The following is a 25,194-nucleotide window of genomic DNA, read 5'->3' on the forward strand; positions in this document are numbered from 1 at the left end:
TTACGATTTCTTTTACCTGTAGACCTGATTATCATGGACAAATTTGACGCTAATCGCCGCAAACTGCTGGCGTTAGGTGGTGTTGCGCTTGGCGCAGCGGCCATCTTGCCGACGCCAGCATTTGCCACCCTCTCGACACCTCGTCCGCGAGTTTTAACGCTCAACAATCTCCATACCGGTGAGTCGCTAAAAGCGGAATTCTTCGATGGCAGAGGCTATATTCAGGATGAATTAGCAAGACTTAACCATTTTTTCCGTGATTTCCGCGCGAATAAAATAAAAGCCATCGATCCAGGACTGTTTGATCAGCTTTTCCGCCTTCAGGGCCTGCTGGGCACCAGCAGGCCGGTGCAGCTCATTTCTGGCTATCGCTCGATTGATACCAATAATGAACTGCGCGCCCACAGTCGCGGGGTAGCCAAAAAAAGCTATCACACGAAGGGACAGGCAATGGATTTCCATATTGAAGGCGTTTCGTTAGCCAATATTCGCAAAGCCGCGTTATCTATGCGCGCAGGTGGTGTAGGATATTACCCCAGCAGCAACTTTGTGCATATTGATACCGGTCCGGTTCGGCACTGGTAATAACGAAACACAGGAGCAGTATGAACTATCGTATTATTCCGGTTACCGCGTTCTCCCAGAATTGTTCATTGATCTGGTGCGAACAGACTAAACTGGCCGCGCTTGTCGATCCCGGCGGTGACGCTGAGAAAATCAAGCAGGAAGTCGCAGCAAGCGGCGTCACGCTGATGCAGATTTTGCTCACTCATGGTCATCTTGACCATGTAGGTGCTGCGGCTGAACTGGCTGAACACTATGGTGTGCCGGTGATCGGCCCGGAAAAAGAAGATGAGTTCTGGCTGCAGGGGTTACCCGCCCAAAGCCGCATGTTTGGCCTTGATGAGTGTCAGCCCCTGACGCCCGATCGCTGGCTGAACGAAGGAGAGCGCGTTAACGTAGGGAATGTGACTTTACAGGTGTTGCATTGTCCTGGGCATACGCCAGGCCATATCGTCTTCTTTGATGACCAGTCTCGTCTGCTGATTTCCGGCGATGTGATCTTCAAAGGTGGCGTAGGACGCAGCGATTTTCCGCGCGGCGATCATGGGCAGCTGATCCAGTCGATTAAACAAAAGTTATTGCCGCTGGGTGATGACGTTACGTTTATCCCAGGACACGGTCCGATGTCGACGCTGGGCTATGAACGGCTCCATAATCCGTTCCTTCAGGATGAGATGCCTGTCTGGTAACAAGAATAAAAAAAGCCTGCATAACGCAGGCTTTTTTATGGGCGCAAATTACAGTACGGCGACAATCGCTTCGCACAGTGGCGCCATGTTGTCAGGCGTCATACCAGCAACGTTCACGCGGCCAGAGGCCACGGCGTACACGCCAAACTCTTCACGCAGACGCAGAACCTGCTCTTTGGTCAGGCCGCTGAACGAGAACATGCCGTTCTGTTTGATGATAAAGCTGAAGTCGCGGTCCGCGCCTTTCTCAGCCAGGGTATTAACAAACAGCAGGCGCATGCGCTGAATGCGCTGGCGCATATCGTTCAGCTCTTGTTCCCAGATAGCGCGCAGCGCATCGTTGCTCAGGATAGTGGCAACAACAGACGCACCGTGTGCCGGTGGGTTAGAGTAGTTAGCGCGGATAACCGATTTCATCTGGCTGAACGCGCGATCGACGGTCTCTTCGTTAGCGGCAACCAGCGTACAGGCACCCACACGCTCATTGTACAGACCGAAGTTCTTGGAGTAAGAGCTTGCGACAATCAGCTCCTGATGCACGGCTGCGAACGCGCGCAGGCCTTCGGCATCTTCTTCCAGACCACGGGCGAAGCCCTGGTAGGCAAAGTCAAACAGCGGCAGCCAGCCTTTTTCAACGGACAGCTTCGCCAGGTGTTGCCACTGCTCAAGCGTCGGATCGATACCGGTTGGGTTGTGGCAGCAGCCGTGGAACAGCACCACGTCACCCGCCTGCGCTTCGCTCAGGCTCGCCAGCAGGCCGTCAAAGTCGAGAGCGTGGTTTGCCGCGTCGTAGTAGGCATATTCACGTACTTCCAGACCCGCAGAGTTAAACACGCTCTTGTGGTTTGGCCAGCTTGGGTTGCTCACCCATACGCGCTTAACAGAGGTGTTTTTCGCAAGGAAATCCGCCGCCACGCGCAGCGCACCGGTACCGCCAGGAGTCTGTGCCGTACGGGCACGTTTGTCACTCACAATTGCGCTGCCTTTACCGAACAGCAGCTCCTGGGTGCAGCGACCAAATTCAGGGATACCATCAATACCGAGGTAGTTTTTGGTGGTTTCGTTTTCCAGCAGATACTGCTCAGCTTTCTTAACGCTGGTCAGTACCGGAGTTTTGCCGGTTTCATCTTTATATACACCAATACCCAGGTTGATTTTTCCAGGGCGGTCGTCGGCACGAAACAGATCGGCCAGGCCCAGAATAGGGTCGGCAGGAGCGGCGGTAATGTTCTCAAACATGACGAAGTTCCATTGTGATTACAGAAGTGAAATCCGCTATCAGGTTAACGGTAGATTTACAAAATGCCAACCGTTTGCGACGAAAAGCGTGCGGCTTTTCAAAAGTCGCCATTATTTTCTGTCAGGCATAAAAAAACAGGGCCGAAGCCCTGTTCATTAAGCATATAACAAAGTGGTGTTCTGATTAGAACTGGTAGGTTACGCCCACAGCAGCCATATCGTCGTTGCCGTTCAGACCGCCAACAGCTTTCGCGTAGTCGGAGTCTTTGTCCAGCAGGTTGATATAGTAGTCAGCCCACACGTTGAAGTTCTTGTTGAAGTAGTAAGTGGTACCAACCTGGATGAATTTAGCCAGGTCTGCATCGCCACCGCTGAAGCCGTTGACCGCAGCCAGGTCTTTACCTTTGGTCTGCACGTAGGAGATTGCTGGGCGCAGGCCGAAGTCGAACTGGTACTGTGCAACCACTTCGAAGTTCTGCGTTTTGTTAGCGAAGCCAGCGTCACCGTTAGAACCGGTACGAGTGGTGTTACGGGTTTCTGCATAGGTGGTTGCCAGGTAGATGTTGTTAGCGTCGTATTTCAGACCAACACCCCATGCTTCAGCTTTGTCGCCTTCACCATCAGCTTTTTGATTCAGAGTACGGTTAGCGTTGCTGTAAGATGCGATTGCACCGAAGCCTTCGCCGAAATCGTAGCCCAGGGAGTAGCCTACGCCGTCACCGTTAGAGGTTTTAACGTCAGCACGGTCGTTTTTGCCCTGGTACTGAACGCCGAGGCTCAGACCGTCAACCAGACCGAAGAAGTTGCTGTTACGGTAGGTCAGCAGACCGGTACTGCGGCTGGTCATAAAGTTATCAACATAGTTACCGCCCCAGGTCATACCAGAGAAGGACGGCGCCATATCGGTGTATGATTCTACGTCGTAAACGATACCGTAGTTACGACCATAGTCGATGCTGCCAGCATCGCCCGCTTTCAGGCCAGCGAATGCCAGACGGTTTTTGTTAGTCTGAGCACCATTTTCAGCCTGGTTGGCCAGGAAACGGTATTCCCACTGGCCGTAACCGGTCAGCTGGTCGTTGATCTGAGTTTCGCCTTTGAAACCGATCTGCGCGTAGGTAGCGTCGTTATTGTTGGTGTTATCACCGGAAGTCACGAAATCGTGCTCGGCGTTAACTTTACCGTAGAAGTCCAGCTTGTTGCCGTTCTTGTTATAGATTTCTGCAGCGTTAGCTGCACCGGCTACCAGCAGGGCAGGGATTACCACTGCCAGAATATTGCGCTTCATCATTATTTATTACCCTCATTGGTTTTTTTATGACACTCGCCACTGCCGTCAATAAATTCTGTCAATAAATATTTCCGGAACTATTGATGAGAGTTTGGTGTCTTTATGTATCTGACAGGCATCTTTCCATTCGGCGAAGCGTTTCGCTAGCCTGAAAGTGCTACAATTCTCAAGATTAAGTAACCAAAAGAAATTATGTGTAACTAAATATGTATTTTTGGGAACTTTGTGAACCACCTCAAACTTCAGAACGCCCTGGCGAATTAAACAACAAGCACTATCCTATATATATGAATTCCTTATGATTAATTGAGATAAAGGCGATTCATATAAACAGACGCTAAACGGCTCGTTTTTTCTTATGACTCCAAAAAGCCTTCCGGACGGCTGTAAAGGTGGTTGAAATTTGTGCTATCGCTTGAGGATGTAATAATCGCAATAAGAATGGGGTTTATTTTTTGTGGCTGGATATTTCGCGGTAACAAAACGTAACAGGTAGTGGTTGTGACGGGGTGAAGGTTTAAAGATGCTGACTTTACGCTGACGAAAACTGACAATACAGAATAAAATAATGGCCAGCATAAGCTGGCCATTTTAGTATTGTATCGATTAGAAGCTGGCGTTACGTGGAGTACGTGGGAAAGGAATCACGTCACGTACGTTCTGAACACCAGTAACGTAGGCAATCAGACGCTCGAAGCCCAGACCAAAACCGGCGTGCGGTACGGTACCGTAACGACGCAGATCGCGGTACCAGCTGTAGTCAGCTGGGTTGAGCCCCATCTCTTCCATACGCGCGTCCAGCACGTCAAGACGTTCTTCACGCTGAGAGCCACCGATGATTTCACCAATGCCCGGCGCCAGAACGTCCATCGCTGCCACGGTTTTACCGTCTTCGTTAAGGCGCATATAGAAGGCCTTAATATCTTTCGGGTAGTTTTTAACGACAACCGGCGCTTTGAAATGCTTCTCGGCCAGATAGCGTTCGTGTTCAGACGCCAGGTCAACGCCCCAGTAAACCGGGTTCTCGAACGTCTCACCGCATTTCTCGAGGATCGCCACCGCGTCGGTATAGTCCACCTGCGCAAAGTCGGCAGAGACGAAACGCTCCAGACGCGCCACAGCATCGCTGTCTACGCGTTCTGCGAAGAATTTCATGTCGTCAGGACGCTCTTCCAGCACCGCTTTGAACACATACTTCAGCATCGCTTCCGCCAGACCCGCAACATCGTCCAAGTCGGCGAAGGCCACTTCAGGCTCCAGCATCCAGAATTCCGCCAGGTGACGACTGGTGTTGGAGTTTTCGGCGCGGAAGGTTGGGCCAAAGGTGTAGATCTTAGACAGCGCACAGGCGTACGTTTCGCCGTTGAGCTGACCAGATACCGTCAGGAAGGCTTCTTTACCAAAGAAGTCTTTGTCATAGTCCACTTTACCTTCAGGCGTACGCGGCAGGTTTTCCATGTCCAGCGTCGAGACGCGGAACATCTCACCGGCACCTTCCGTATCGGACGCGGTGATCAGCGGGGTAGACACCCAGAAGTAACCCTGCTCATCGAAGAAACGATGCAGCGCCTGCGCCAGCGTATGACGCACGCGCGCCACCGCACCAATCAGGTTGGTACGCGGACGCAGGTGGGCGACTTCACGCAGATATTCGATGCTGTGGCGTTTTGCCGCCATCGGGTAGGTATCCGGATCTTCAACCCAGCCGGTGACTTCAATGGCAGAAGCCTGAATTTCGAAGCTCTGACCCTGACCCGGGGATGCCACGACCACGCCGGTGACAATAACGGAACAGCCCGTCGTCAGGTGCAGAACGTCATCATTGTAATTGGGCAGAGAATTATTAATGACGGCCTGTACAGGATCAAAGCAGGAACCGTCATAGACGGCAAGGAAGGAGATGCCAGCTTTAGAATCTCGGCGGGTACGCACCCATCCGCGCACGGTGACTTCCTGGTCAACGGCGACACGGCCCTGGAGTACGTCGGCTACAGGCACAACGCTCATAATATTCTCTCTGTTAATAGTCGGAAAAAATAAACACTTGTCCACCCTTATGGGGGGATATCTATGTTACCTGCCATCCGCTATCAGACAAGTAAATTTCGCAGTCAAAAGAGAAGAATTGAGAAATAAATAAGGAGAAGGGAGCCATAAAGGCTCCCGTAAGCGCTTAACTGGCTTTTTTGATCAAGGGGAGATCGAACGCTTTGCGCAATGCGCGGACAAACGCTTTGTCATGGCAGATGGTTTTACCCGGGCTGTCGGAGAGTTTTGCCACCGGCTTGCCGTTACATTCCACCAGTTTGATGACGATATTCAGAGGTTTTACCTGAGGAATATCGCAGGTCAGACGGGTACCAATCCCGAAGCTCAGGTTCACACGGGTATTGAAATGGCGATAGAGGTCGACCGCTTTCGCCAGGTCGAGATTATCCGAGAAGACCAGCACCTTGCTCATCGGATCAATGCCGAGTTTTTCGTAATGGGCAATGGCTTTCTCGCCCCATTCAACCGGATCCCCGGAGTCGTGGCGTAATCCCTGGTAACGTTCAGCGAACTCGGGACCAAAGTCGCGCAGGAAGGCATCCATCGTAATACAGTCGGTGAGGGCAATCCCGAGCTGATTCGGGTACTCCTCAAGCCATGCGGCCAGTGCCGCGCGCTGGCTGTTAGCCAGATCGGGGCTGATCTGCTGATGCGCCTGGAACCACTCGTGTGCCTGGGTGCCCATTGGCGTCAGGCTGAGGCGGCGTGCCAGATCGTAGTTGCTGGTGCCAACGAACCACGGCTCCTGCTGCAGACGTTTAACGATGGCCTCCTGAACGTCACGCGAGAAACGGCGACGCGTGCCAAAGTCCATCAGGCGGAAGCGGGACATGTCCAGCCCTTCGGTCAGCGTGGAGAAGGCTGCGAGTTTATTTTCCAGCGCGGCGACCGCCTGCTCGACGCCTTTTTCCGGCGAACGGTAGCGGTGAGCCAGTTCACTGATCACCGCCAGAAGCGGCACTTCCCACATGATCACTTCCCGCCACGGGCCTTCAAGGCGAATATCCAGTTTGCCGTTATCGTTAAGCACGGTGACCTGCTCCGGCTTATAGCGGAAATCGCGCAGCCAGTTCAGGTAATCGGCTTTGAAGAAAGGCAGGCCAGAAAGCCACTGATATTCCTCGTCCTGCAGCGTCAGATGCTGCATAGCATCGACCTGTTCACGAATGGCGTCTGCGTAGATACCGAGCAAGTCGTCGCCGCGACAGCGGAATTCCGCCGCGACGTGAACGTCATAGTAGTGGTGGAAAACGGCTTGCTGCATATGCAGTTTATACGCGTCGGTATCCAGCAACGTATGCAGAACTGGAGAAGCGAATTGAGTCATAGGTGCGCAGTAGCATCCTCTCACAGGAGCGTTTAGTACAATAAACAACTCCGGAGTATACCTTGTTTAGTGATTTATTGAACCCCGATCACAACATAAGCGCGTTTTATGGTCGAGGGCATTTTGTGCCCCGTGTTATACAAATGTAGCAAAAAAGGGTTTTGACCCTGAAAAGATGAACATTCTGCATAGCGCGATTTGCGCAACAGGAATATATTGAAACGTTACTCGACAAACGATGCATAAGGTTTTCTATGACACAACAGCCACAAGCCAAATACCGCCACGACTACCGTGCGCCGGATTACCTGATTAGCGAAATCGATCTGACTTTTGACCTGGATGCCACAAAAACCGTTGTCACGGCGGTGAGCCAGGTGACGCGCCATAGCTCAACTGCTGTGCCGCTGCGTCTGGATGGTGAAGACCTGACGCTGGTCTCCCTGCATATTAATGATGAAGCCTGGTCGGACTATAAAGAAGAAAACAACCAGCTGGTCATCGACAACCTGCCGGAACAGTTTACGCTGCGCATCGTGAATGAAATCAGCCCGGCCGCTAACACCGCGCTGGAAGGGCTTTACCAGTCGGGCGTGGCGCTGTGTACCCAGTGTGAAGCGGAAGGGTTCCGCCACATTACCTGGTATCTCGACCGCCCGGACGTCCTGGCGCGCTTCACCACCAAAATCATCGCCGATAAAACCCTGTATCCCTTCCTGCTCTCCAACGGTAACCGCGTAGGCGAAGGCGAGCTGGAGAATGGCCGTCACTGGGTGCAGTGGCAGGATCCCTTCCCGAAACCGTGCTACCTGTTTGCGCTGGTGGCGGGGGACTTCGACGTGCTGCGCGACACCTTCAAAACGCGCTCAGGCCGCGAGGTGGCGCTGGAGCTGTTTGTTGACCGCGGCAACCTTGACCGCGCGCCGTGGGCGATGACCTCTCTCATCAACTCCATGAAGTGGGACGAGGAGCGCTTCGGCCTCGAATATGACCTCGACATCTATATGATCGTCGCCGTCGATTTCTTCAACATGGGCGCAATGGAGAACAAAGGCCTTAACGTCTTTAACTCCAAATACGTGCTGGCGCGTACCGATACCGCAACGGACAAAGACTACCTTGATATCGAACGCGTTATCGGCCACGAATATTTCCACAACTGGACCGGTAACCGCGTCACCTGCCGCGACTGGTTCCAGCTGAGCCTGAAAGAGGGCCTGACCGTCTTCCGCGATCAGGAGTTCAGCTCCGATCTGGGTTCACGCGCGGTGAACCGCATCAACAACGTGCGTACCATGCGTGGTCTGCAGTTTGCGGAAGATGCCAGCCCAATGGCGCACCCGATCCGCCCGGATAAAGTTATCGAAATGAACAACTTCTACACTCTGACGGTGTACGAGAAGGGCGCTGAAATTATCCGCATGATCCACACCCTGCTGGGCGAGGAGAATTTCCAGAAAGGGATGCAGCTCTACTTTGAGCGGCACGACGGCAGCGCGGCCACCTGCGACGATTTTGTGCAGGCTATGGAAGATGCCTCTAATGTCGATCTCTCTCACTTCCGCCGCTGGTACAGCCAGGCCGGGACGCCGGTTGTCACCGTCAAAGACGATTACAATCCGGAAACCGAGCAGTACACCCTGACCATCAGCCAGCGCACGCCGCCGACGGCGGAGCAGGAAGAGAAATATCCGCTGCATATTCCGTTCAGCATTGAGCTGTACGATAACGAAGGCAAAGTCATCCCGCTCCAGAAGGGAGGCCACCCGGTACACCACGTGCTGAACGTGACTCAGGCCGAGCAGACCTTTATCTTCGATAACGTCTACTTCCAGCCGGTGCCTGCGCTGCTGTGTGAATTCTCCGCGCCGGTGAAGCTGGAATACAAGTGGAGCGATCAGCAGCTGACGTTCCTGATGCGTCACGCGCGTAACGACTTCTCCCGCTGGGATGCGGCGCAAAGCCTGCTGGCGACCTACATCAAGCTCAACGTAAACCGCCATCAGCAGGGGCAGCCGCTGTCGCTGCCTGTCCATGTGGCTGACGCGTTCCGCGCGATCCTGCTGGATGAGAAGATTGACCCGGCCCTGGCCGCTGAAATTCTGACCCTGCCGTCAGCGACTGAAATCGCCGAGCTGTTTGACATCATCGACCCGATTGCCATCGTGGCGGTGCGTGAAGCGTTGACCCGTACGCTGGCTGCTGAGCTGGCCGATGAGTTCCTCGCCATTTATAACGCCAACAAGCTTGACGCTTATCGCGTTGAGCACGCGGACATTGGTAAACGTTCTCTGCGCAATACCTGCCTGCGCTATCTGGCGTTTGGCGAAACCGAGCTGGCGAACACTTTGGTGAGCAAGCAGTATCACGAAGCGGATAACATGACCGACGCGCTGGCCGCGCTGGGCGCAAGCGTTGCCGCCGAACTGCCGTGCCGCGATGCGCTAATGCAGGAGTACGACGACAAGTGGCATCAGGATGGCCTGGTGATGGACAAGTGGTTCATCCTGCAGGCGACCAGCCCGGCGGCTGATGCGCTCAGCAACGTGCGCAGCCTGCTGAAGCATCGCTCCTTTACCCTGAGCAACCCAAACCGCGTGCGTTCTCTGATTGGCGCATTTGCCAGCAGTAACCCGGCGGCGTTCCACGCCGAAGACGGCAGCGGTTATCAGTTCATGGTGGAAATGCTGACCGAGCTGAACAGCCGTAACCCGCAGGTGGCGTCGCGTCTGATTGAGCCGCTGATCCGTTTGAAACGCTACGACGCGAAGCGTCAGGCGAAGATGCGTGCCGCGCTTGAGCAGCTGAAAGGGCTGGAGAACCTGTCTGGCGATCTGTACGAGAAGATTGCTAAGGCGCTCGCCTGATGTAAAAAATGCCGGTGGGCAGGTAAACGCAAAACGGCAACCTCGGTTGCCGTTTTTTGTGTTTTCTCCCCGCGGGAGAGGGCCGGGGTGAGGGCATCAGGCATTAGCCTTAACTCGCTCTAACTCCGTCCCCCCGCGCTTCATCACCCGATCCAATACCTCAGCTTCCAGCTCCGCCAGCCTTGCAGAGCCCACGCGGCGAGGGCGCGGAAGATCCACCGTCAGATCCAGGCCTATTTTCCCGTCCTCAATTAAAAGCACCCGGTCAGCCATCGCGACGGCTTCGCTCACGTCATGCGTCACCAGCAGTACCGTAAAGCCGTGCGCCTGCCACAAGGATCCAATCAAATCCTGCATTTCGATCCGCGTCAGGGCGTCGAGCGCGCCGAGCGGTTCATCAAGCAACAGCAGGCCCGGACGGTGAATCAACGCACGCGCCAGCGCCACGCGCTGCTTCTGCCCACCCGAGAGGGCTGCCGGCCATTCGCCCGCACGATTTTCCAGCCCAACGGCGGCCAGCGCCTGGCGGGCTTCATCCCGCCAGCTGCCCTTAAGACCGAGCCCGACGTTGTCGATAACCGTTTTCCACGGCAGCAGGCGTGCATCCTGAAACATCATGCGGGTATCGTCCTGAATATTCGAAAGCGGCGTCGTTCCTGCCAGAATGTCACCGCCGTTGGGGGCTTCCAGCCCGGCCAGAAGCCGTAGCAGGGTACTCTTGCCGCCGCCGCTGCGACCAACAACGGCCACAAATTGTCCGGCGGGAATGTGCAGATCCAGCCCGTTAAGAATGGTGTTTTCGCCGTAGCGTTTGGTCACGCCGTTCAGCAGTAACGGCGTTCCCTGATTCAGTCGTGCAGTGTTCATGCTTTCGCCTCCTGAAGGGTATAGGCCGGGTTCCAGCGCAGCCAGCTGCGCTCCAGCCACTGGGCGCTGACGTCGGCGAGCTTGCCGAGCAGGGCATACAGAATGATGGCAACCACCACCACGTCCGTTTGCAGGAACTCGCGGGCGTTCATTGCCAGGTAGCCTATGCCTGAGTTGGCCGAGATGGTCTCTGCCACAATCAGCGTCAGCCACATCAGGCCGAGCGCAAAACGCACCCCGACCATAATGGAGGGCAGGGCACCCGGCAAGATCACGTGTATAAAGAGAGAAAAACCCGATAAGCCGTAGCTGCGCGCCATCTCCACCAGACCGCGATCGATGTTGCGGATGCCGTGCCAGGTGTTGATGTAGATCGGGAACAGTGTGCCCAGCGCCACGAGGAAGATCTTGGCGCTCTCATCAATCCCAAACCACAGGATAACCAGCGGGATCAGCGCCAGATGCGGCACGTTGCGCAGCATCTGAATGGAGGTATCCAGCAGCCGCTCGCCCCAGCGGGAAAGGCCGCTGATCAAGCCCAGAACCAGACCGATGCTGCCGCCGATGGAAAACCCAATCACGGCGCGCCAGGAGCTGATCGCCAGATGCTGCCACAGCTCACCGCTCACGCTCAGCGACCAGAACGCTTCTACGACGCCCTCCGGAGAGGGCAGAATGCGGCTCGACAGCCAGCCGGTGGATGACGCGAGCTGCCAGAGAGCCACAATGCCGACGGGTAAAAACCACGGCGCGGCGCGCAGCAGCCATTTTTGTGAGGTGGCAGACATGGTCACTCCTTAGCTCTGTGCGGCTTTGCGTGGAATAAACTCGTTCGCCACGGCTTCGCCCTGAAGCTGAAGCCGCTGCGGCTGCGGAATTTCCGGAATGGCAACATCCAGAAGCGGGAATAACAGCTCGCCCACCTTGTACGCCTCTTCAAGATGCGGGTAACCGGAGAGAATAAAGCTGTCGATACCCAGGTCAGCGTATTCATTAATCCGGGCGGCTACGGTCGGACCGTCGCCGACCAGCGCCGTGCCCGCACCGCCGCGCACCAGGCCGACGCCCGCCCACAGGTTCGGGCTGATCTCCAGATTCTCGCGCTTGCCGTTGTGCAGGGACGCCATTCGGTGCTGTCCGACGGAGTCGGTTTTGGCAAACGCGGCCTGCGCCCTGGCGATGGTCTCATCGTCCAGATGGGAAATCAGACGGTCGGCGGCCTGCCAGGCTTCTTCATTGGTTTCGCGCACGATTACGTGCAGGCGAATACCGAAGCGCACCTTGCGGCCATGGGCGGCCGCCTTCGCGCGTACCTGGGCAATTTTTTCTTTCACCAGCTCAGGCGGTTCGCCCCAGGTAAGATAGAGATCGACCTGCTCTGCCGCCAGATCCTGGGCCACATCCGACGATCCGCCAAAATAGAGCGGCGGGCGCAGCTGCTGCACCGGCGGGAAGTAGAGCTTCGCGTCGCGAACGTGAATATGCTTGCCTTCAAAGGTGACGGTTTCACCTTCCAGCAGACGTCGCCAGACGCGGGTGAACTCGGCGGAGGCTTCATAGCGCTCGGTATGGTCGAGGAACACCCCATCGCCCGCCAGCTCCTGCGGGTCGCTGCCCGTCACCAGGTTAAACAGGGCGCGACCGTTGGATAGCCTGTCCAGCGTTGCCGCCTGACGCGCCGCCACGGTAGGGGAGACTACGCTCGGGCGTAAGGCAACCAGGAACTTCAGACGCTGGGTGACCGGGATCATCGATGCGGCCACCAGCCAGGCATCTTCACATGAACGTCCGGTCGGGATCAGCACCCCGGTGAAACCGATTCGGTCCGCCGCCTGCGCAATCTGCTGCAGGTAGCCGTGGTCAACCGGGCGCGAGCCCTCTTCTGTACCAAGATAGTGTCCATCACCATGGGTGGGTAAAAACCAGAAAAGATTCAGACTCATGATTTAGCTCCTTCTTTGCCTGCGGGCTGCCAGATGCGTTCGCGGATAGTGACCTGTTTTGGCACCAGGTGGTTTTGATAGAAAAGGTCAGCCGTTTGTTGCTGAAGCGCGGCGACGTGCGCGTCCACGGGCGTAATGGTGGTCGGCGGACGGTGGTTGAGATAGCTCGCGATCACCGGCTCAGGTAAGCCCATGGTTTTCGCCAGCAGGGCAATGCTCTCCTGACGCTGGGTCTGGGTCAGCGCATCGGCCTGGGTAAAGGTATCCAGTACGCCCTGAATAAATGCGCCGTTCTTTTCCGCATAAGGACGCGCGGCCAGATAGAACGAGCCGGTCTGCTTCAGCGTGGTACCGTCTTTCAGCACGCGAACGCCGCCCTGCAGCAATGCGGCGGAGTAGTACGGATCCCAGATGGCCCAGGCATCAACGTCCTTCTGCTGGAACGCGGCGCGGGCGTCGGCAGGCGTCAGGTAAACAGGCTGAATGTCAGTGAACTTCAGCCCGGCTTCCTGCAGGGCATGCAACAGCAGGTTGTGTGAGCTGGAACCTTTCTGGAAAGCCACTTTGTGCCCTTTGAGGTCGGCGACGCTTTTAATGTCGCTGTTTTCAGGCACCAGAATCACTTCGGCCTTCGGTTTGGGCGGCTCAACGCCAACATAGACGAGGTCCGCTCCCGCCGCCTGGGCAAATATCGGCGGAATATCGCCCGTGCTGCCGAGATCGATACTGCCGACGTTCAGGGCCTCCAGCATCTGCGGGCCAGCAGGGAACTCCACCCAGGAGAATTTGGTGTTCGGGAAGCGTTTTTCCAGCAGCTGGTGGCTTTTCGCCAGCACCATGCTGACGCTGCCTTTCTGATAGCCAATGCGCAAACTTTCCGGAGCCGCTTCTGCGGCATGGGCCAGCGAGGTAAGCGCCATCAGACCTGCCAGGCCGATGCGGGTTAACGTTTTAAACATGTGCGACTCCTTGAGGCTGACCAAACGCCGGGGCCTGGATATCCCTGCGGTGCAGAGCGTGCCAGAAGGTTTCCAGAGCGTTATCGAGGCGGGTTTGCAGGTTGGGCGTAAAATGAGGTTTATGTTGATAATCAATAATCTGGGAGTCATCTGCGAAAACGCCGTGGAGGATCTCCTGCGCTTTCAGCGCGTTCAGCACCGGCTTCAGGGCATAATCCACGGCCAATAAATGGGCAACCGTACCGCCCGTTGCCAGCGGCAGCACGACTTTGCCGTCCAGCGCGCGCTCCGGAAGCAGATCGAGCAAGGTTTTCAGCGCCCCGGAAAAGGAGGCTTTATAAATAGGCGTTGCCACAATTAAGCCATCAGCGCCGTTAAGCTGCTCGATCAGCGTTTTAAGCGCAGGGCTGTCGAAACGGGCATAGAGCAGATCTTCAGGTTCGAAGTTATGCAGGTTCCAGTGGCACACTTCCACATCCAGGGCATTGAGTTTTTCGCGGGCATATTCCAGCAGGGCGCTAGAGCGCGAAGGGAATCGTGGACTTCCGGCCAGGGTAATGACGCGCATACTTCCTCCTTATAACCAATTGTTTGCTTTTATCTAACATTCATAACAATTTTCAGGAGTGTGACACCGCGCGGTTATTCCACTAAATGATTTATCTGCAATTAAAATGCGAAAAAGTGCATAAGAAATAGACGGGAAGGTAAACGATTGCGTTTTGCGCTGATTTTTTGCCGCAGGTCAATTCCCTTTCGCGCGTGGATCGCCCATAATCCCCTCCCGGTTTGCACACCGGGAATCCAGGAGAGTTCATGTACTACCCCTTCGTTCGTAAAGCCCTTTTCCAGCTCGACCCTGAGCGCGCTCATGAATTTACATTCCAGCAATTACGTCGTATTACCGGAACGCCGCTGGCCGCTCTGGTGCGTCAGAATGTGCCGGAAAAACCTGTGCAGTGCATGGGTCTGACCTTTAAAAATCCGCTGGGTCTGGCGGCCGGTCTGGACAAAAATGGCGAGTGCATTGATGCCCTGGGCGCGATGGGCTTTGGCTCCATTGAAATCGGCACCGTCACGCCGCGCCCGCAGCCGGGAAATGACAAGCCGCGCCTGTTCCGCCTGGTTGAAGCCGAAGGGCTGATCAACCGCATGGGCTTTAATAACCTCGGTGTTGATCACCTGGTTGAGAACGTAAAAAAAGCCCATTTTGACGGGATATTAGGCATCAATATCGGCAAAAATAAAGACACGCCGGTTGAGCAGGGTAAAGATGACTATCTGATTTGTATGGAAAAAGTCTACGCCTATGCCGGTTATATCGCGGTGAATATTTCTTCACCCAATACTCCGGGTCTGCGTTCCTTACAATATGGCGAAGCGCTGGACGATCTTCTGAGTGCCATTAAAAATAAACAAAATGAACTCCAGACGATCCACCATAAATATGTTCCGGTCGCGGTTAAGATCGCCCCGGATCTTTCTCCTGAAGAATTGATCCAGGTTGCCGACAGTTTGGTTCGCCATAATATTGATGGTGTTATTGCGACCAATACCACTCTCGATCGTTCCCTCGTGCAGGGAATGAAAAACTGTGACGAAGCGGGTGGGTTAAGTGGACGTCCGGTGCAATTAAAAAGCACCGAAATTATTCGCGCCCTGTCTGCGGAATTAAAAGGACGTCTGCCGATTATTGGCGTCGGCGGCATTGACTCAGTGATTGCTGCGCGCGAGAAGATGGCGGCAGGTGCGTCACTGGTGCAAATCTATTCCGGCTTTATTTTTAAAGGACCGCCGCTGATTAAAGAAATCGTTACTCATATCTAATCTTTTCTCTTAATCAGACAACCAGGGCTTTATTTCCAGCCCTGGTTGTTTTATATTCCGTCACTGTTGCTTATTTAGTCATTATAGTCTTTTATTAATGGTGTTATAAACGAGGCGGCAAACAGGACATTTTTAGTACAGGACGTTTGGGGACGGGAGAGACACATGCGAATTAAACCTGACGATAACTGGCGCTGGTATTTTTGCGACGAGCATGACCGAATGATGCTCGATTTAGCCAATGGCATGTTGTTTCGTTCTCGTTTTGCCCGCCGAATGTTAACCCCGGATGCATTTTCCCCGTCGGGCTTTTGCGTTGACGATGCGGCGCTTTATTTCTCCTTTGAAGAAAAATGTCGCGATCTGGTGCTCTCTAAAGAGCAGCGTGCCGAGCTGGTATTAAACGCGCTGGTGGCTATCCGCTTCCTGAAACCGCAAATGCCAAAAAGCTGGCATTTTCTTGCGCATGGTATGAGCTGGACTCCGGCAACGGGTGACGCGGCCAGCGTCAATCTGAGCGATACCGCAGAAGAGGTGAGCCTTCTGGTGGTTGAGCCAGGCGAAAATGCTGCGCTCTGCCTGCTGGCACAGCCCGGCGTAACCATTGCCGGGCGGACGATGCAGCTTGGCGATGCCATTAAAGTGATGAACGACAGGCTGAAGCCACAGCTGCGCGTAGATTCCTTCAGCCTTGAACAGGCGGTTTAAGCTTCCAGCTGTACGGACGTTTTCGGTATGCAGCTACAGCACAGAATTGTGCCGTCATTTCCAATTGCCGATTTTTTCAGCGCACTGACCTCTCCATCCACCAGCCTGATGCGGCAGCATCCGCAAATGCCTGCGCGACAGGAATAGGGTACGCGAATACCTGCCTGCTCCAGTTGCTCCAGTAATACCTGCTGGTTGTTGCCACGGATGACGTTGCCCTGCCAGTGAATATCTACCGCAGAGGCGACATTCGTCACAACGTCGACCATTTCTTCTTCCTGACCTGAGCCGTATGCTTTTGCAGGCCCTCGGGCAAGAATTTCTACCTCATCACCGACGCGGATTGCGCCGCTGGAGCGCGGGATCAGGTTCTGGCCGAAATCCACATCGCCGTTGTCCTGCGCGGTGCGGAACGACTGCAGCGTCTTCAGCGGTTCGCCGGAAGGGTGTTTCTGACCTTTCTCAGGGCTCACCGTGGTGAAAATGCAGCGACTGCAGGGTTTTACGACATCAAAGATGACGCTACCGATGCGGATCACTTTCCAGGTGTCTTCTTCCCAGGCGTCGGCGCCCGTGACCACCAGGTTCGGACGGAACTGTTCCATCTGAACGCTAGCCTTGCAGCGGCCTTGTAAATCACGCAGCGAGGCTTCGTTAGTCAGCAGGAACGGGAAACCATCGGCGAAGGAGAGGGGAACGGCGTCATGGCGCTTCACGCGACGCGTCAGTTCAGGACCTACCCAGCGCAGCTGCACGTCACGAGAGAAGAAACCGCTCAGCCAGCGGTTAATCTCATCCGGGGCGATGCGCGCGGTAAAATGATTGCCCCACACTTCCGTTGGCGCATCGACAGGCGCAAAATCAGCAAAGCGAATTACCGCGCTGGAACCGTCCGGCGCGGTAAGGTGTAAACCGTCATGAAGCGGGGAAGGGGTAAAGCGAACCATCTGCGGGAACTGGCGTGCGGTAATGAATGTGCCGTCAGGCTCGGTGACCATAAAAATACGATCGAAGGCGAATCCGCTCATGTCGGCCAGCGCGTGAGAGACGCCGATGCCGCGCATGGATTTCACCGGATGAATAAAAAGCCTGGATAACGTCGCCACTGCACACTCCCACAAATGAAAATAAGCCTTCAACTTTATGACATACACGCCATATTAGCTATAATGCGCGACAATTTTCTAAGAGTAAAAGTGACGATATGAATTCTCTGTTTGCCAGTACGGCCCGTGGGCTGGAAGAGCTGTTAAAAACTGAACTGGAAAGCCTGGGCGCGCAAGAGTGCCAGGTGGTTCAGGGTGGTGTCCATTTTGAGGGCGACACGCGGCTTATTTACCAGAGCCTGATGTGGAGCCGTCTGGCGTCGCGCATCATGCTGCCGATGAAGGAGTGTAAGGTCTATAGCGACCTGGACCTCTATACCGGCGTACAGATGATCGACTGGACAGAGATCTTCACGCCCAATGCCACCTTTGCGGTGCATTTCAACGGCGTGAACGACGAGATCCGCAACAGCCAGTACGGTGCCCTGCGTGTAAAAGACGCCATTGTGGACTGCTTCACGCGTAAAAATAAGGAACGTCCAAACGTCGATCGCGAAAATCCGGATCTGCGTATTAACGTCTGGCTCAACGGTGACACGGCGAGTATTTCTCTCGATCTGAGCGGCGCAGGCCTGCACCTGCGCGGCTACCGCGATCGTACCGGTATGGCGCCAATTAAAGAAACGCTGGCCGCCGCCATTGTAATGCGCTCCGGCTGGCAGCCGGGCACGCCGCTGCTCGATCCGATGTGTGGTTCCGGTACGTTGCTGATTGAAGCGGCCATGCTGGCAACCGACCGCGCGCCGGGCCTGCATCGCGGTCACTGGGGCTTTAAAGGCTGGGCGCAGCACGACGAAGCGCTCTGGAAAGAGGTCAAAGACGACGCGCAGACCCGCGCGCGTAAAGGTCTGGCGGAGTACACCTCCCACTTCTACGGTTCGGACAGCGACCCGCGGGTAATTGAACGCGCGCGCAGCAACGCCCGTCGTGCCGGTATCGGCGAGCTGGTCACCTTTGAGGTGAAAGACGTGGCGAATCTGACCAACCCGCTGCCAAAAGGTCCGTACGGTACCGTGATCAGCAACCCGCCTTACGGCGAGCGTCTGGACAGCGAACCGGCGCTGATTGCCCTACACAGCCTGCTGGGGCGCAATATGAAGGACTACTTCGGCGGCTGGAACCTGTCGCTGTTTAGCGCCTCGCCGGAGCTGCTGAGCTGCCTGCAGCTGCGTGCCGATCGCCAGTTTAAAGCGAAAAACGGCCCGCTGGACTGCGTGCAAAAAAACTACCATCTGGCGGAGAAAGCGGCGGACAGTAAGCCATCCGGCGTGGCGGAAGATTACGCCAACCGCCTGCGCAAGAACCTGAAGAAATTTGAGAAGTGGGCGAAGCAGGAGGGCATTGAATGCTATCGCCTGTACGATGCCGATCTGCCGGAGTACAACGTGGCGGTTGACCGCTACGCGGACTGGGTGGTGATTCAGGAATATGCTCCACCGAAAACCATTGATGCGCAAAAAGCGCGTCAGCGCATGCTGGATGTGATTGCGGCCACCATCGCCGTGCTCGGCATTGCGCCAAACAAGCTGGTGCTGAAAACCCGCGAGCGTCAGAAAGGAAAAAATCAGTATCAGAAGATGGGCGAGAAGGGCGACTTCATCGAAGTGGGCGAATACAACGCTCGCCTGTGGGTGAACCTGACCGACTATCTGGATACCGGCCTGTTCCTCGACCACCGTATCGCCCGTCGCATGCTGGGTCAGATGAGCAAGGGCAAAGATTTCCTCAACCTGTTCTCCTATACTGGCAGCGCGAGCGTGCATGCGGGTCTGGGCGGCGCGCGGAGCACCACCACGGTGGATATGTCCCGTACCTATCTGGAGTGGGCGGAGCGCAACCTGCGTCTTAACGGGCTGACCGGACGTCAGCACCGACTGATGCAGGCCGACGTGCTGGGCTGGCTGCGTGATACCGACGAGCAGTTCGACCTGATCTTTATCGATCCGCCGACCTTCTCCAACTCCAAGCGCATGGAGGATAGCTTTGACGTTCAACGCGATCACCTGCGCCTGATGACCGACCTGAAGCGCCTGCTGCGTAAGGGCGGCACCATTATGTTCTCGAACAACAAACGCGGCTTCCGTATGGATCATGACGGCTTAGCAGCCCTGGGACTGAAAGCACAAGAAATCAGCCAAAAAACGCTGTCTCAGGACTTTGCCCGTAACCGTCAAATTCATAACTGCTGGTTGATTACCGCGGTCTGAAAGGAAAAATAAATGTCTTTAATTAGTATGCACGGCGCGTGGCTCTCTTTCAGCGACTCGCCGCTTCTCGATAATGCAGAGCTGCATATCGAAGATAACGAGCGCGTCTGTCTGGTGGGCCGTAACGGCGCGGGTAAATCCACGCTGATGAAAATTCTCAATCGCGAACAGGGGTTGGATGACGGCCGCATCGTTTACGAGCAGGATCTGATCGTCTCCCGCCTCCAGCAGGACCCGCCGCGTCACGTGACCGGCAGCGTTTACGATTTCGTGGCGGAAGGGATCTCTGAGCAGGCCGAATACCTGAAGCGCTATCACGAGATTTCGCATCTGGTGATGACCGATCCGAGCGACAAGAACCTCAACGAACTGGCGAAAGTGCAGGAGATGCTCGATCATCACGGTCTGTGGCAGCTTGAAAACCGCATTAACGAGGTTCTGGCCCAGCTTGGTCTGGAAGCGGACATGGAGCTGTCGGCGCTCTCCGGCGGCTGGCTGCGTAAAGCGGCCCTGGGCCGCGCGCTGGTCAGCGGGCCGAAGGTGCTGCTGCTGGACGAACCGACGAACCACCTGGATATCGAAGCGATTGACTGGCTGGAAGGCTTCCTGAAAACCTTCAGCGGCACCATCATCTTTATCTCGCACGACCGTTCGTTTATTCGCAACATGGCAACGCGTATTGTCGATCTCGACCGCGGCAAGCTGGTCACCTATCCTGGTGATTACGACACCTATCTGCTTGAGAAAGAAGAAAACCTGCGCGTGGAAGAGCTGCAGAATGCGGAGTTCGACCGCAAGCTGGCGCAGGAAGAGGTGTGGATCCGCCAGGGCATCAAGGCCCGCCGTACCCGTAACGAAGGCCGCGTGCGCGCTCTGAAGGCAATGCGCCGTGAGCGCAGCGAACGCCGTGAAGTGATGGGCAGCGCCAAAATGCAGGTGGAAGAAGCGTCCCGTTCCGGCAAAATTGTCTTCGAAATGGAAAACGTCAACTATCAGGTTGATGGCAAAGTGCTGGTGAAAGATTTCTCCGCCCAGGTTCAGCGCGGTGACAAAATTGCGCTTATCGGCCCGAACGGCTGCGGTAAAACCACGCTGCTGAAGCTGATGCTGGGCCAGCTGCAGGCCAACAGCGGCCGCATTCACTGTGGGACTAAGCTGGAAGTGGCCTACTTCGACCAGCACCGCGCGGAGCTGGATCCGGACCGCACGGTGATGGATAACCTCGCCGAAGGCAAGCAAGAGGTAATGGTAAACGGCAAGCCGCGCCACGTGCTGGGCTATCTGCAGGACTTCCTGTTCCATCCGAAACGTGCGATGACCCCAGTCCGTGCGTTATCTGGCGGAGAGCGTAATCGTCTGCTGCTGGCACGTCTGTTCCTGAAACCAAGTAACCTGTTGATTCTCGATGAACCAACGAACGACCTTGATGTCGAAACGCTGGAATTACTCGAAGAACTGATTGACGGTTATCAGGGGACCGTAATGCTGGTCAGCCACGATCGTCAGTTCGTGGATAACACCGTAACCGAGTGCTGGATCTTCGAAGGTGAAGGGCGAATTGGACAATACGTAGGCGGTTATCACGATGCAAAAGGGCAGCAATCGCAGTCTCTGGCGCAGAAACAGGCTAAATCCAGAAATGTACCGGAACCTGCTGTAACAAAAGCAGAAACTGTTAAAAAATCTCCTGCTAAAATGAGTTATAACCTGCAGCGCGAACTTGAGGGGCTGCCTCAGCGTCTTGAAGAGCTGGAGGCAGCTCTGGAAACGTTGCAGATGCAGGTCGCTGATGCGTCATTCTTTACGCAGCCGCACGACTATACTCAGAAAGTACTGTCAGAACTGTCCGCGGCTGAAAAAGCCCTGGAAGAAGCATTTGAGCGCTGGGAGTACCTTGAGTCTCTGAAAAACGGCGCATAAACAGGGATAACATATGTGTGACCAGCACCATGCCGACAGGCATATTTTATGCTCGCAATGCGATATGCTCGTGGCGTTGCCAGAGCTTGGTCACGGACATAAAGCCCTGTGTCCACGTTGCGGCGCAACGTTGACAACCGAGTGGGACGCGCCGCGGCAGCGTCCCACTGCTTACGCTCTGGCAGCATTGTTCATGCTGCTGCTCTCTAATCTCTTCCCCTTCATCTATATGAAGGTGGGAGGGATAACCAGCCAGGTGGATCTGCTTGAAATCCCGGGCGTGATGTTCTCGGAAGATTACGCCAGCCTCGGCACCTTTTTTCTCCTGTTTGTCCAGATAGTCCCGGCTTTTTGCCTGGTCGTTATCCTTTTGCTGGTCAACCGCGTCAGGATGCCCTCATCACTGAAAATCCGGCTCGCGCGTATCCTATTTCAGCTCAAAAGCTGGGGTATGGCCGAGATCTTTCTGGCGGGCATTCTGGTCAGTTTCGTGAAGCTCATGGCGTACGGTGATGTGGGGATCGGCAGCAGCTTTATTCCGTGGTGCCTGTACTGTGTCCTGCAGCTGCGCGCCTTCCAGTGCGTGGACAGGCGCTGGGCGTGGGATGATATCGCCCCGGCACCGACGCTTGCGCAGACGGTAAAAGTCGGCGTGCCCGGCATTCGCCAGGGGCTGCGTTCCTGCCCATGCTGCACCGCCGTGCTGCCCGCCGATCTCGACGTTTGTCCGCGCTGCGAAACGAAAGGTCACGTACGCCGTAAAAATAGCCTGCAGTGGACGATGGCGCTGCTGGTCACCTCCGTCATGCTGTATCTGCCTGCCAATATTCTACCGATCATGATCACCGATTTGCTCGGCGACAAAATGCCCTCGACGATCCTGGCCGGGGTGATCCTGCTGTGGGGAGAAGGTTCCTATCCTGTCGCCGGCGTGATCTTTATCGCCAGTATTATGGTGCCAACCTTAAAAATGATCGCCATCGCCTGGCTCTGCTGGGATGCGAAGGGGCATGGAAAACGCGACAGCGAACGCATGCACCTGATTTATGAAGTGGTCGAGTTTGTCGGACGCTGGTCAATGATTGACGTGTTTGTCATCGCCGTTCTCTCTGCACTGGTGCGGATGGGCGGTTTGATGAGTATTTATCCCGCGATGGGGGCTTTAATGTTTGCACTGGTCGTGATTATGACCATGTTTGCGGCCATGACCTTCGACCCTCGTTTATCGTGGGATCGTGAGCCTGAATCAAGCCATGAGGAAGAGTAAGAGCATGGAAAATAAGAGTGGAGAGGCGAAAGTGCAGAAGGTCAAAAACTGGTCGCCGGTGTGGATTTTTCCCATCGTGACCGCGCTGATCGGTGCATGGATCCTGTTTTATCATTACAGCCATCAGGGACCGGAAGTCACGCTGATAACCACCAATGCCGAGGGGATTGAGGGCGGTAAAACGACCATCAAAAGCCGTAGCGTGGACGTGGGCGTGGTCGAAAGCGCAACCCTGACCGACGATTTAACCCATGTGGAAATTAAGGCGCGCCTTAATGCCGGCATGGAAAAACTGCTGCATGGCGATTCCGTTTTCTGGGTCGTTAAACCGCAGGTGGGACGTGAAGGGATCAGCGGCTTAGGGACGCTGCTCTCCGGGGCCTATATTGAACTGCAGCCCGGCACGAAGGGTAGCCAGCCGGGAAAATACCAGCTTCTGGATTCACCGCCGCTTGCGCCGCCTGATGCCAAGGGTATCCGCGTGATCCTCGACAGCAAAAAAGCGGGTCAGCTCACGGCGGGTGACCCGGTACTGTTCCGCGGCTACCGCGTCGGTTCCGTTGAAACCAGCACCTTCGATGCGCAAAAGCGTACCATTAGCTATCAGCTTTTCATCAATGCGCCAAACGATCGTCTGGTGACCAGCAACGTTCGTTTCTGGAAGGACAGCGGGATCGCGGTCGATCTTACGTCGGCGGGGATGCGCGTAGAAATGGGATCATTAACCACGCTGTTTGGCGGCGGGGTGAGCTTTGATGTTCCGGAAGGGCAGGACCTCGGGCAGCCGGTTGCCGAGAAAACGGCGTTCAGACTCTTTGACGATCAGCGAAGCATTCAGGACGCGCTTTATACCGATCACATCGACTTCCTGATGTTCTTTAAAGACTCCGTCCGCGGTCTGCAGCCGGGCGCACCCGTTGAGTTTCGCGGTATTCGTCTTGGTACGGTTGGACAAGTTCCGTTCTTTGTCCCGGGCCTGAGCCAGATGCTGGACGATGATTATCGTATTCCGGTGCTGATCCGTATCGAGCCGGAGCGTCTGCTGAACCAGATTGGCGAGAACCAGGATATCGCGGCGCATATTAACGAATTGATGAACCGTGGTCTGCGCGGGTCGCTGAAAACGGGTAACCTGGTGACGGGCGCGCTGTATGTGGATATGGACTTCTACCCGAAAGCACCGCCGATTACCGGTATTCGTGAATTCGGTGGCTACAAGATCATCCCAACGGTGAGCAGCGGTCTGGCTCAGATCCAACAGCGCCTGATGGAGACGCTGGATAAGATCAACAATCTGCCGCTGAATCCGATGATTGAAGCGGCGACGAACTCACTGAGCGAAAGCCAGGCAACGATGCGTCGTCTGCAAACCACGCTGGATAACATCAACAAGATCACGGCGAGCCAGAGCATGCAGCAGCTGCCGCAGGATATGCAGAAAACGCTGCGTGAGCTTAACCGCAGTATGCAGGGCTTCCAGCCGGGTTCAGCGGCCTACAACAAGATGGTGGCAGATATGCAGCGTCTTGATCAGGTCTTACGTGAACTGCAGCCGGTGCTGAAAACGCTCAACGAGAAGAGCAACGCGCTGGTGTTCGAAGCGAAAGATAAAAAGGATCCTGAGCCGATGAGGGCAAAAGAATGAAAAAGTGGCTATTGATGGTTGGTGCTCTGCTGTTAACGGCGTGCAGTTCAGGGGTAGATAATAAAAGCTACTATCAGCTGCCTGTGGCTACCCACAGCGGTGGGCAAAGCACGGCCAGCCAGGGAAGCCGCCAGCTGTGGGTTGAGCAGGTTGCCGTGCCGGATTATCTGGCAGGAAACGGGGTGGTCTATCAGACCAGCGACGTTAAATACGTGATTGCGACGAATAACCTGTGGGCCAGTCCGCTGGATCAGCAGCTGCGCAACACGCTGGTGGCCAATCTGGGCAGTCAGCTTCCGGGCTGGGTTGTCGCGTCGCAGCCGCTGGGTAACGACCAGGATACGCTTAACGTCACGGTAACGGGCTTCCACGGCCGTTATGACGGTGCGGTGGTGATTAGCGGGGAGTGGTTGCTGAACCATCAGGGGCAGCTGATTAAGCGTCCTTTCCATCTGGAGCTGAAGCAGCAGAAAGATGGCTATGACGAAATGGTGAAAGTCCTGGCTCAGGGTTGGGCACAGGAGTCGGCCAGCATCGCGAGAGAAATTTCCCGGCTGCCATAAGTAAAATTCATCATTAAAAACCGCAGTTGGCCTGTCGCTGATTGCGGTTTTTTTTTCGTTTTCAGTTCAGTTTGTTACTTGTGCCACGTCACAATTTTTGTACAAATGAACTTCCAGCTAGCTCACAAATATGACACCCGTATGAATTTTGAACAT

Annotated in this window: 20 protein-coding genes; 10 read left to right on the forward strand and 10 right to left on the reverse strand. The window is 55.3% G+C overall.

Features of this window, described 5'->3' with window-relative positions:
• Window positions 1–33: 33 nt before the first annotated feature.
• Window positions 34–585, forward strand: a complete 552-nt coding sequence (locus ACOTZC_RS01080; protein ID WP_023311008.1) for a YcbK family protein — start codon at window positions 34–36, stop codon at window positions 583–585.
• A 20-nt stretch (window positions 586–605) separates the two neighbouring features.
• Window positions 606–1,253: an MBL fold metallo-hydrolase gene (locus ACOTZC_RS01085; protein ID WP_023311009.1), complete on the forward strand. Its 648-nt coding sequence runs from the start codon at window positions 606–608 to the stop codon at window positions 1,251–1,253.
• Window positions 1,254–1,301: 48 nt separating this feature from the next.
• Here the strand turns inward: ACOTZC_RS01085 and aspC are convergent, their stop codons facing one another.
• The 4 genes from aspC to pncB form a co-directional block, all read right to left on the reverse strand.
• The gene (aspC, locus tag ACOTZC_RS01090; protein ID WP_163353653.1) at window positions 1,302–2,492 is read right to left on the reverse strand and encodes an aspartate transaminase; all 1,191 of its coding nucleotides are present in this window, start codon (window positions 2,490–2,492) and stop codon (window positions 1,302–1,304) included.
• A 184-nt stretch (window positions 2,493–2,676) separates the two neighbouring features.
• Window positions 2,677–3,783: a porin gene (locus ACOTZC_RS01095; RefSeq protein ID WP_023311011.1), complete on the reverse strand. Its 1,107-nt coding sequence runs from the start codon at window positions 3,781–3,783 to the stop codon at window positions 2,677–2,679.
• A gap of 606 nt (window positions 3,784–4,389) precedes the next feature.
• Complete coding sequence (gene asnS / locus ACOTZC_RS01100; protein WP_126302791.1) at window positions 4,390–5,790, reverse strand: asparagine--tRNA ligase; 1,401 nt, start codon at window positions 5,788–5,790, stop codon at window positions 4,390–4,392.
• A gap of 166 nt (window positions 5,791–5,956) precedes the next feature.
• Entirely contained in the window at window positions 5,957–7,159 is a 1,203-nt protein-coding gene (gene pncB / locus ACOTZC_RS01105; RefSeq protein WP_047174498.1) for a nicotinate phosphoribosyltransferase, read from the reverse strand.
• A gap of 254 nt (window positions 7,160–7,413) precedes the next feature.
• Between pncB and pepN the strand changes: the two genes are divergently transcribed.
• Window positions 7,414–10,026 carry an aminopeptidase N gene (gene pepN, locus ACOTZC_RS01110; protein ID WP_047174499.1) on the forward strand — a complete coding sequence of 871 codons (2,613 nt, stop codon included), beginning with the start codon at window positions 7,414–7,416 and terminating at the stop codon, window positions 10,024–10,026.
• A gap of 96 nt (window positions 10,027–10,122) precedes the next feature.
• Here the strand turns inward: pepN and ssuB are convergent, their stop codons facing one another.
• The 5 genes from ssuB to ssuE are packed head-to-tail and all read right to left on the reverse strand — an operon-like array spanning window position 10,123 to window position 14,363.
• Window positions 10,123–10,893 (reverse strand): aliphatic sulfonates ABC transporter ATP-binding protein, encoded by a 771-nt coding sequence (ssuB, locus tag ACOTZC_RS01115; protein WP_214576339.1) that lies wholly within the window; start codon window positions 10,891–10,893, stop codon window positions 10,123–10,125.
• Complete coding sequence (gene ssuC, locus ACOTZC_RS01120; RefSeq protein ID WP_023311016.1) at window positions 10,890–11,681, reverse strand: aliphatic sulfonate ABC transporter permease SsuC; 792 nt, start codon at window positions 11,679–11,681, stop codon at window positions 10,890–10,892. Before ssuC ends, ssuB begins: the two co-directional genes overlap by 4 nt.
• Before the next feature lie 9 nt (window positions 11,682–11,690).
• Complete coding sequence (gene ssuD / locus ACOTZC_RS01125; protein ID WP_248161282.1) at window positions 11,691–12,836, reverse strand: FMNH2-dependent alkanesulfonate monooxygenase; 1,146 nt, start codon at window positions 12,834–12,836, stop codon at window positions 11,691–11,693.
• Window positions 12,833–13,795: a sulfonate ABC transporter substrate-binding protein gene (locus ACOTZC_RS01130; protein WP_421635552.1), complete on the reverse strand. Its 963-nt coding sequence runs from the start codon at window positions 13,793–13,795 to the stop codon at window positions 12,833–12,835. Before ACOTZC_RS01130 ends, ssuD begins: the two co-directional genes overlap by 4 nt.
• Complete coding sequence (ssuE, locus tag ACOTZC_RS01135) at window positions 13,788–14,363, reverse strand: NADPH-dependent FMN reductase (RefSeq protein ID WP_047174502.1); 576 nt, start codon at window positions 14,361–14,363, stop codon at window positions 13,788–13,790. The genes ACOTZC_RS01130 and ssuE overlap by 8 nt, the downstream gene beginning before the upstream one ends.
• A 248-nt stretch (window positions 14,364–14,611) precedes the next feature.
• Between ssuE and pyrD the strand changes: the two genes are divergently transcribed.
• On the forward strand, window positions 14,612–15,622 hold the full coding sequence (gene pyrD / locus ACOTZC_RS01140) for a quinone-dependent dihydroorotate dehydrogenase (protein WP_023311019.1): 1,011 nt from the start codon (window positions 14,612–14,614) through the stop codon (window positions 15,620–15,622).
• Between the two features lie 165 nt (window positions 15,623–15,787).
• Window positions 15,788–16,330 carry a cell division protein ZapC gene (zapC, locus tag ACOTZC_RS01145; protein WP_023311020.1) on the forward strand — a complete coding sequence of 181 codons (543 nt, stop codon included), beginning with the start codon at window positions 15,788–15,790 and terminating at the stop codon, window positions 16,328–16,330.
• Here the strand turns inward: zapC and ACOTZC_RS01150 are convergent.
• Window positions 16,327–17,436 (reverse strand): YcbX family protein, encoded by a 1,110-nt coding sequence (locus ACOTZC_RS01150; RefSeq protein ID WP_045354500.1) that lies wholly within the window; start codon window positions 17,434–17,436, stop codon window positions 16,327–16,329. The two genes, zapC and ACOTZC_RS01150, sit on opposite strands and share 4 nt — an antisense overlap.
• A gap of 98 nt (window positions 17,437–17,534) precedes the next feature.
• Here ACOTZC_RS01150 and rlmKL point away from each other — a divergent pair, with 98 nt between their 5' ends.
• From rlmKL to pqiC, 5 genes are read left to right on the forward strand one after another with little or no spacing between them, the layout of a single operon-like run.
• The gene (gene rlmKL / locus ACOTZC_RS01155; protein WP_023311022.1) at window positions 17,535–19,643 is read left to right on the forward strand and encodes a bifunctional 23S rRNA (guanine(2069)-N(7))-methyltransferase RlmK/23S rRNA (guanine(2445)-N(2))-methyltransferase RlmL; all 2,109 of its coding nucleotides are present in this window, start codon (window positions 17,535–17,537) and stop codon (window positions 19,641–19,643) included.
• Window positions 19,644–19,655: 12 nt separating this feature from the next.
• On the forward strand, window positions 19,656–21,563 hold the full coding sequence (locus ACOTZC_RS01160) for an ABC transporter ATP-binding protein (protein ID WP_045401660.1): 1,908 nt from the start codon (window positions 19,656–19,658) through the stop codon (window positions 21,561–21,563).
• A 13-nt stretch (window positions 21,564–21,576) separates the two neighbouring features.
• The gene (gene pqiA / locus ACOTZC_RS01165) at window positions 21,577–22,830 is read left to right on the forward strand and encodes a membrane integrity-associated transporter subunit PqiA (protein ID WP_047174505.1); all 1,254 of its coding nucleotides are present in this window, start codon (window positions 21,577–21,579) and stop codon (window positions 22,828–22,830) included.
• Window positions 22,831–22,834: 4 nt separating this feature from the next.
• Complete coding sequence (pqiB, locus tag ACOTZC_RS01170) at window positions 22,835–24,475, forward strand: intermembrane transport protein PqiB (protein WP_421635553.1); 1,641 nt, start codon at window positions 22,835–22,837, stop codon at window positions 24,473–24,475.
• Window positions 24,472–25,038, forward strand: a complete 567-nt coding sequence (pqiC, locus tag ACOTZC_RS01175) for a membrane integrity-associated transporter subunit PqiC (RefSeq protein WP_023311026.1) — start codon at window positions 24,472–24,474, stop codon at window positions 25,036–25,038. The genes pqiB and pqiC overlap by 4 nt, the downstream gene beginning before the upstream one ends.
• Window positions 25,039–25,194: the final 156 nt, after the last annotated feature.

This window comes from Enterobacter cloacae complex sp. SHL009 (genome assembly GCF_049237205.1).
GTDB lineage: Bacteria > Pseudomonadota > Gammaproteobacteria > Enterobacterales > Enterobacteriaceae > Enterobacter > Enterobacter cloacae_M.

Coding starts and splice junctions, on each gene's coding strand:
- ssuD (WP_248161282.1), bottom strand. CDS start 12,836: ATGAGTCTGAATCTTTTCTGGTTTTTACCCACCCATGGTGATGGACAC.
- pqiC (WP_023311026.1), top strand. CDS start 24,472: ATGAAAAAGTGGCTATTGATGGTTGGTGCTCTGCTGTTAACGGCGTGC.
- aspC (WP_163353653.1), bottom strand. CDS start 2,492: ATGTTTGAGAACATTACCGCCGCTCCTGCCGACCCTATTCTGGGCCTG.
- zapC (WP_023311020.1), top strand. CDS start 15,788: ATGCGAATTAAACCTGACGATAACTGGCGCTGGTATTTTTGCGACGAG.
- pqiB (WP_421635553.1), top strand. CDS start 22,835: ATGGAAAATAAGAGTGGAGAGGCGAAAGTGCAGAAGGTCAAAAACTGG.
- ssuC (WP_023311016.1), bottom strand. CDS start 11,681: ATGTCTGCCACCTCACAAAAATGGCTGCTGCGCGCCGCGCCGTGGTTT.
- pepN (WP_047174499.1), top strand. CDS start 7,414: ATGACACAACAGCCACAAGCCAAATACCGCCACGACTACCGTGCGCCG.
- ACOTZC_RS01130 (WP_421635552.1), bottom strand. CDS start 13,795: ATGTTTAAAACGTTAACCCGCATCGGCCTGGCAGGTCTGATGGCGCTT.
- pncB (WP_047174498.1), bottom strand. CDS start 7,159: ATGACTCAATTCGCTTCTCCAGTTCTGCATACGTTGCTGGATACCGAC.
- pqiA (WP_047174505.1), top strand. CDS start 21,577: ATGTGTGACCAGCACCATGCCGACAGGCATATTTTATGCTCGCAATGC.
- ACOTZC_RS01085 (WP_023311009.1), top strand. CDS start 606: ATGAACTATCGTATTATTCCGGTTACCGCGTTCTCCCAGAATTGTTCA.
- ssuB (WP_214576339.1), bottom strand. CDS start 10,893: ATGAACACTGCACGACTGAATCAGGGAACGCCGTTACTGCTGAACGGC.
- asnS (WP_126302791.1), bottom strand. CDS start 5,790: ATGAGCGTTGTGCCTGTAGCCGACGTACTCCAGGGCCGTGTCGCCGTT.
- rlmKL (WP_023311022.1), top strand. CDS start 17,535: ATGAATTCTCTGTTTGCCAGTACGGCCCGTGGGCTGGAAGAGCTGTTA.
- ACOTZC_RS01095 (WP_023311011.1), bottom strand. CDS start 3,783: ATGATGAAGCGCAATATTCTGGCAGTGGTAATCCCTGCCCTGCTGGTA.
- ssuE (WP_047174502.1), bottom strand. CDS start 14,363: ATGCGCGTCATTACCCTGGCCGGAAGTCCACGATTCCCTTCGCGCTCT.
- ACOTZC_RS01080 (WP_023311008.1), top strand. CDS start 34: ATGGACAAATTTGACGCTAATCGCCGCAAACTGCTGGCGTTAGGTGGT.
- pyrD (WP_023311019.1), top strand. CDS start 14,612: ATGTACTACCCCTTCGTTCGTAAAGCCCTTTTCCAGCTCGACCCTGAG.
- ACOTZC_RS01160 (WP_045401660.1), top strand. CDS start 19,656: ATGTCTTTAATTAGTATGCACGGCGCGTGGCTCTCTTTCAGCGACTCG.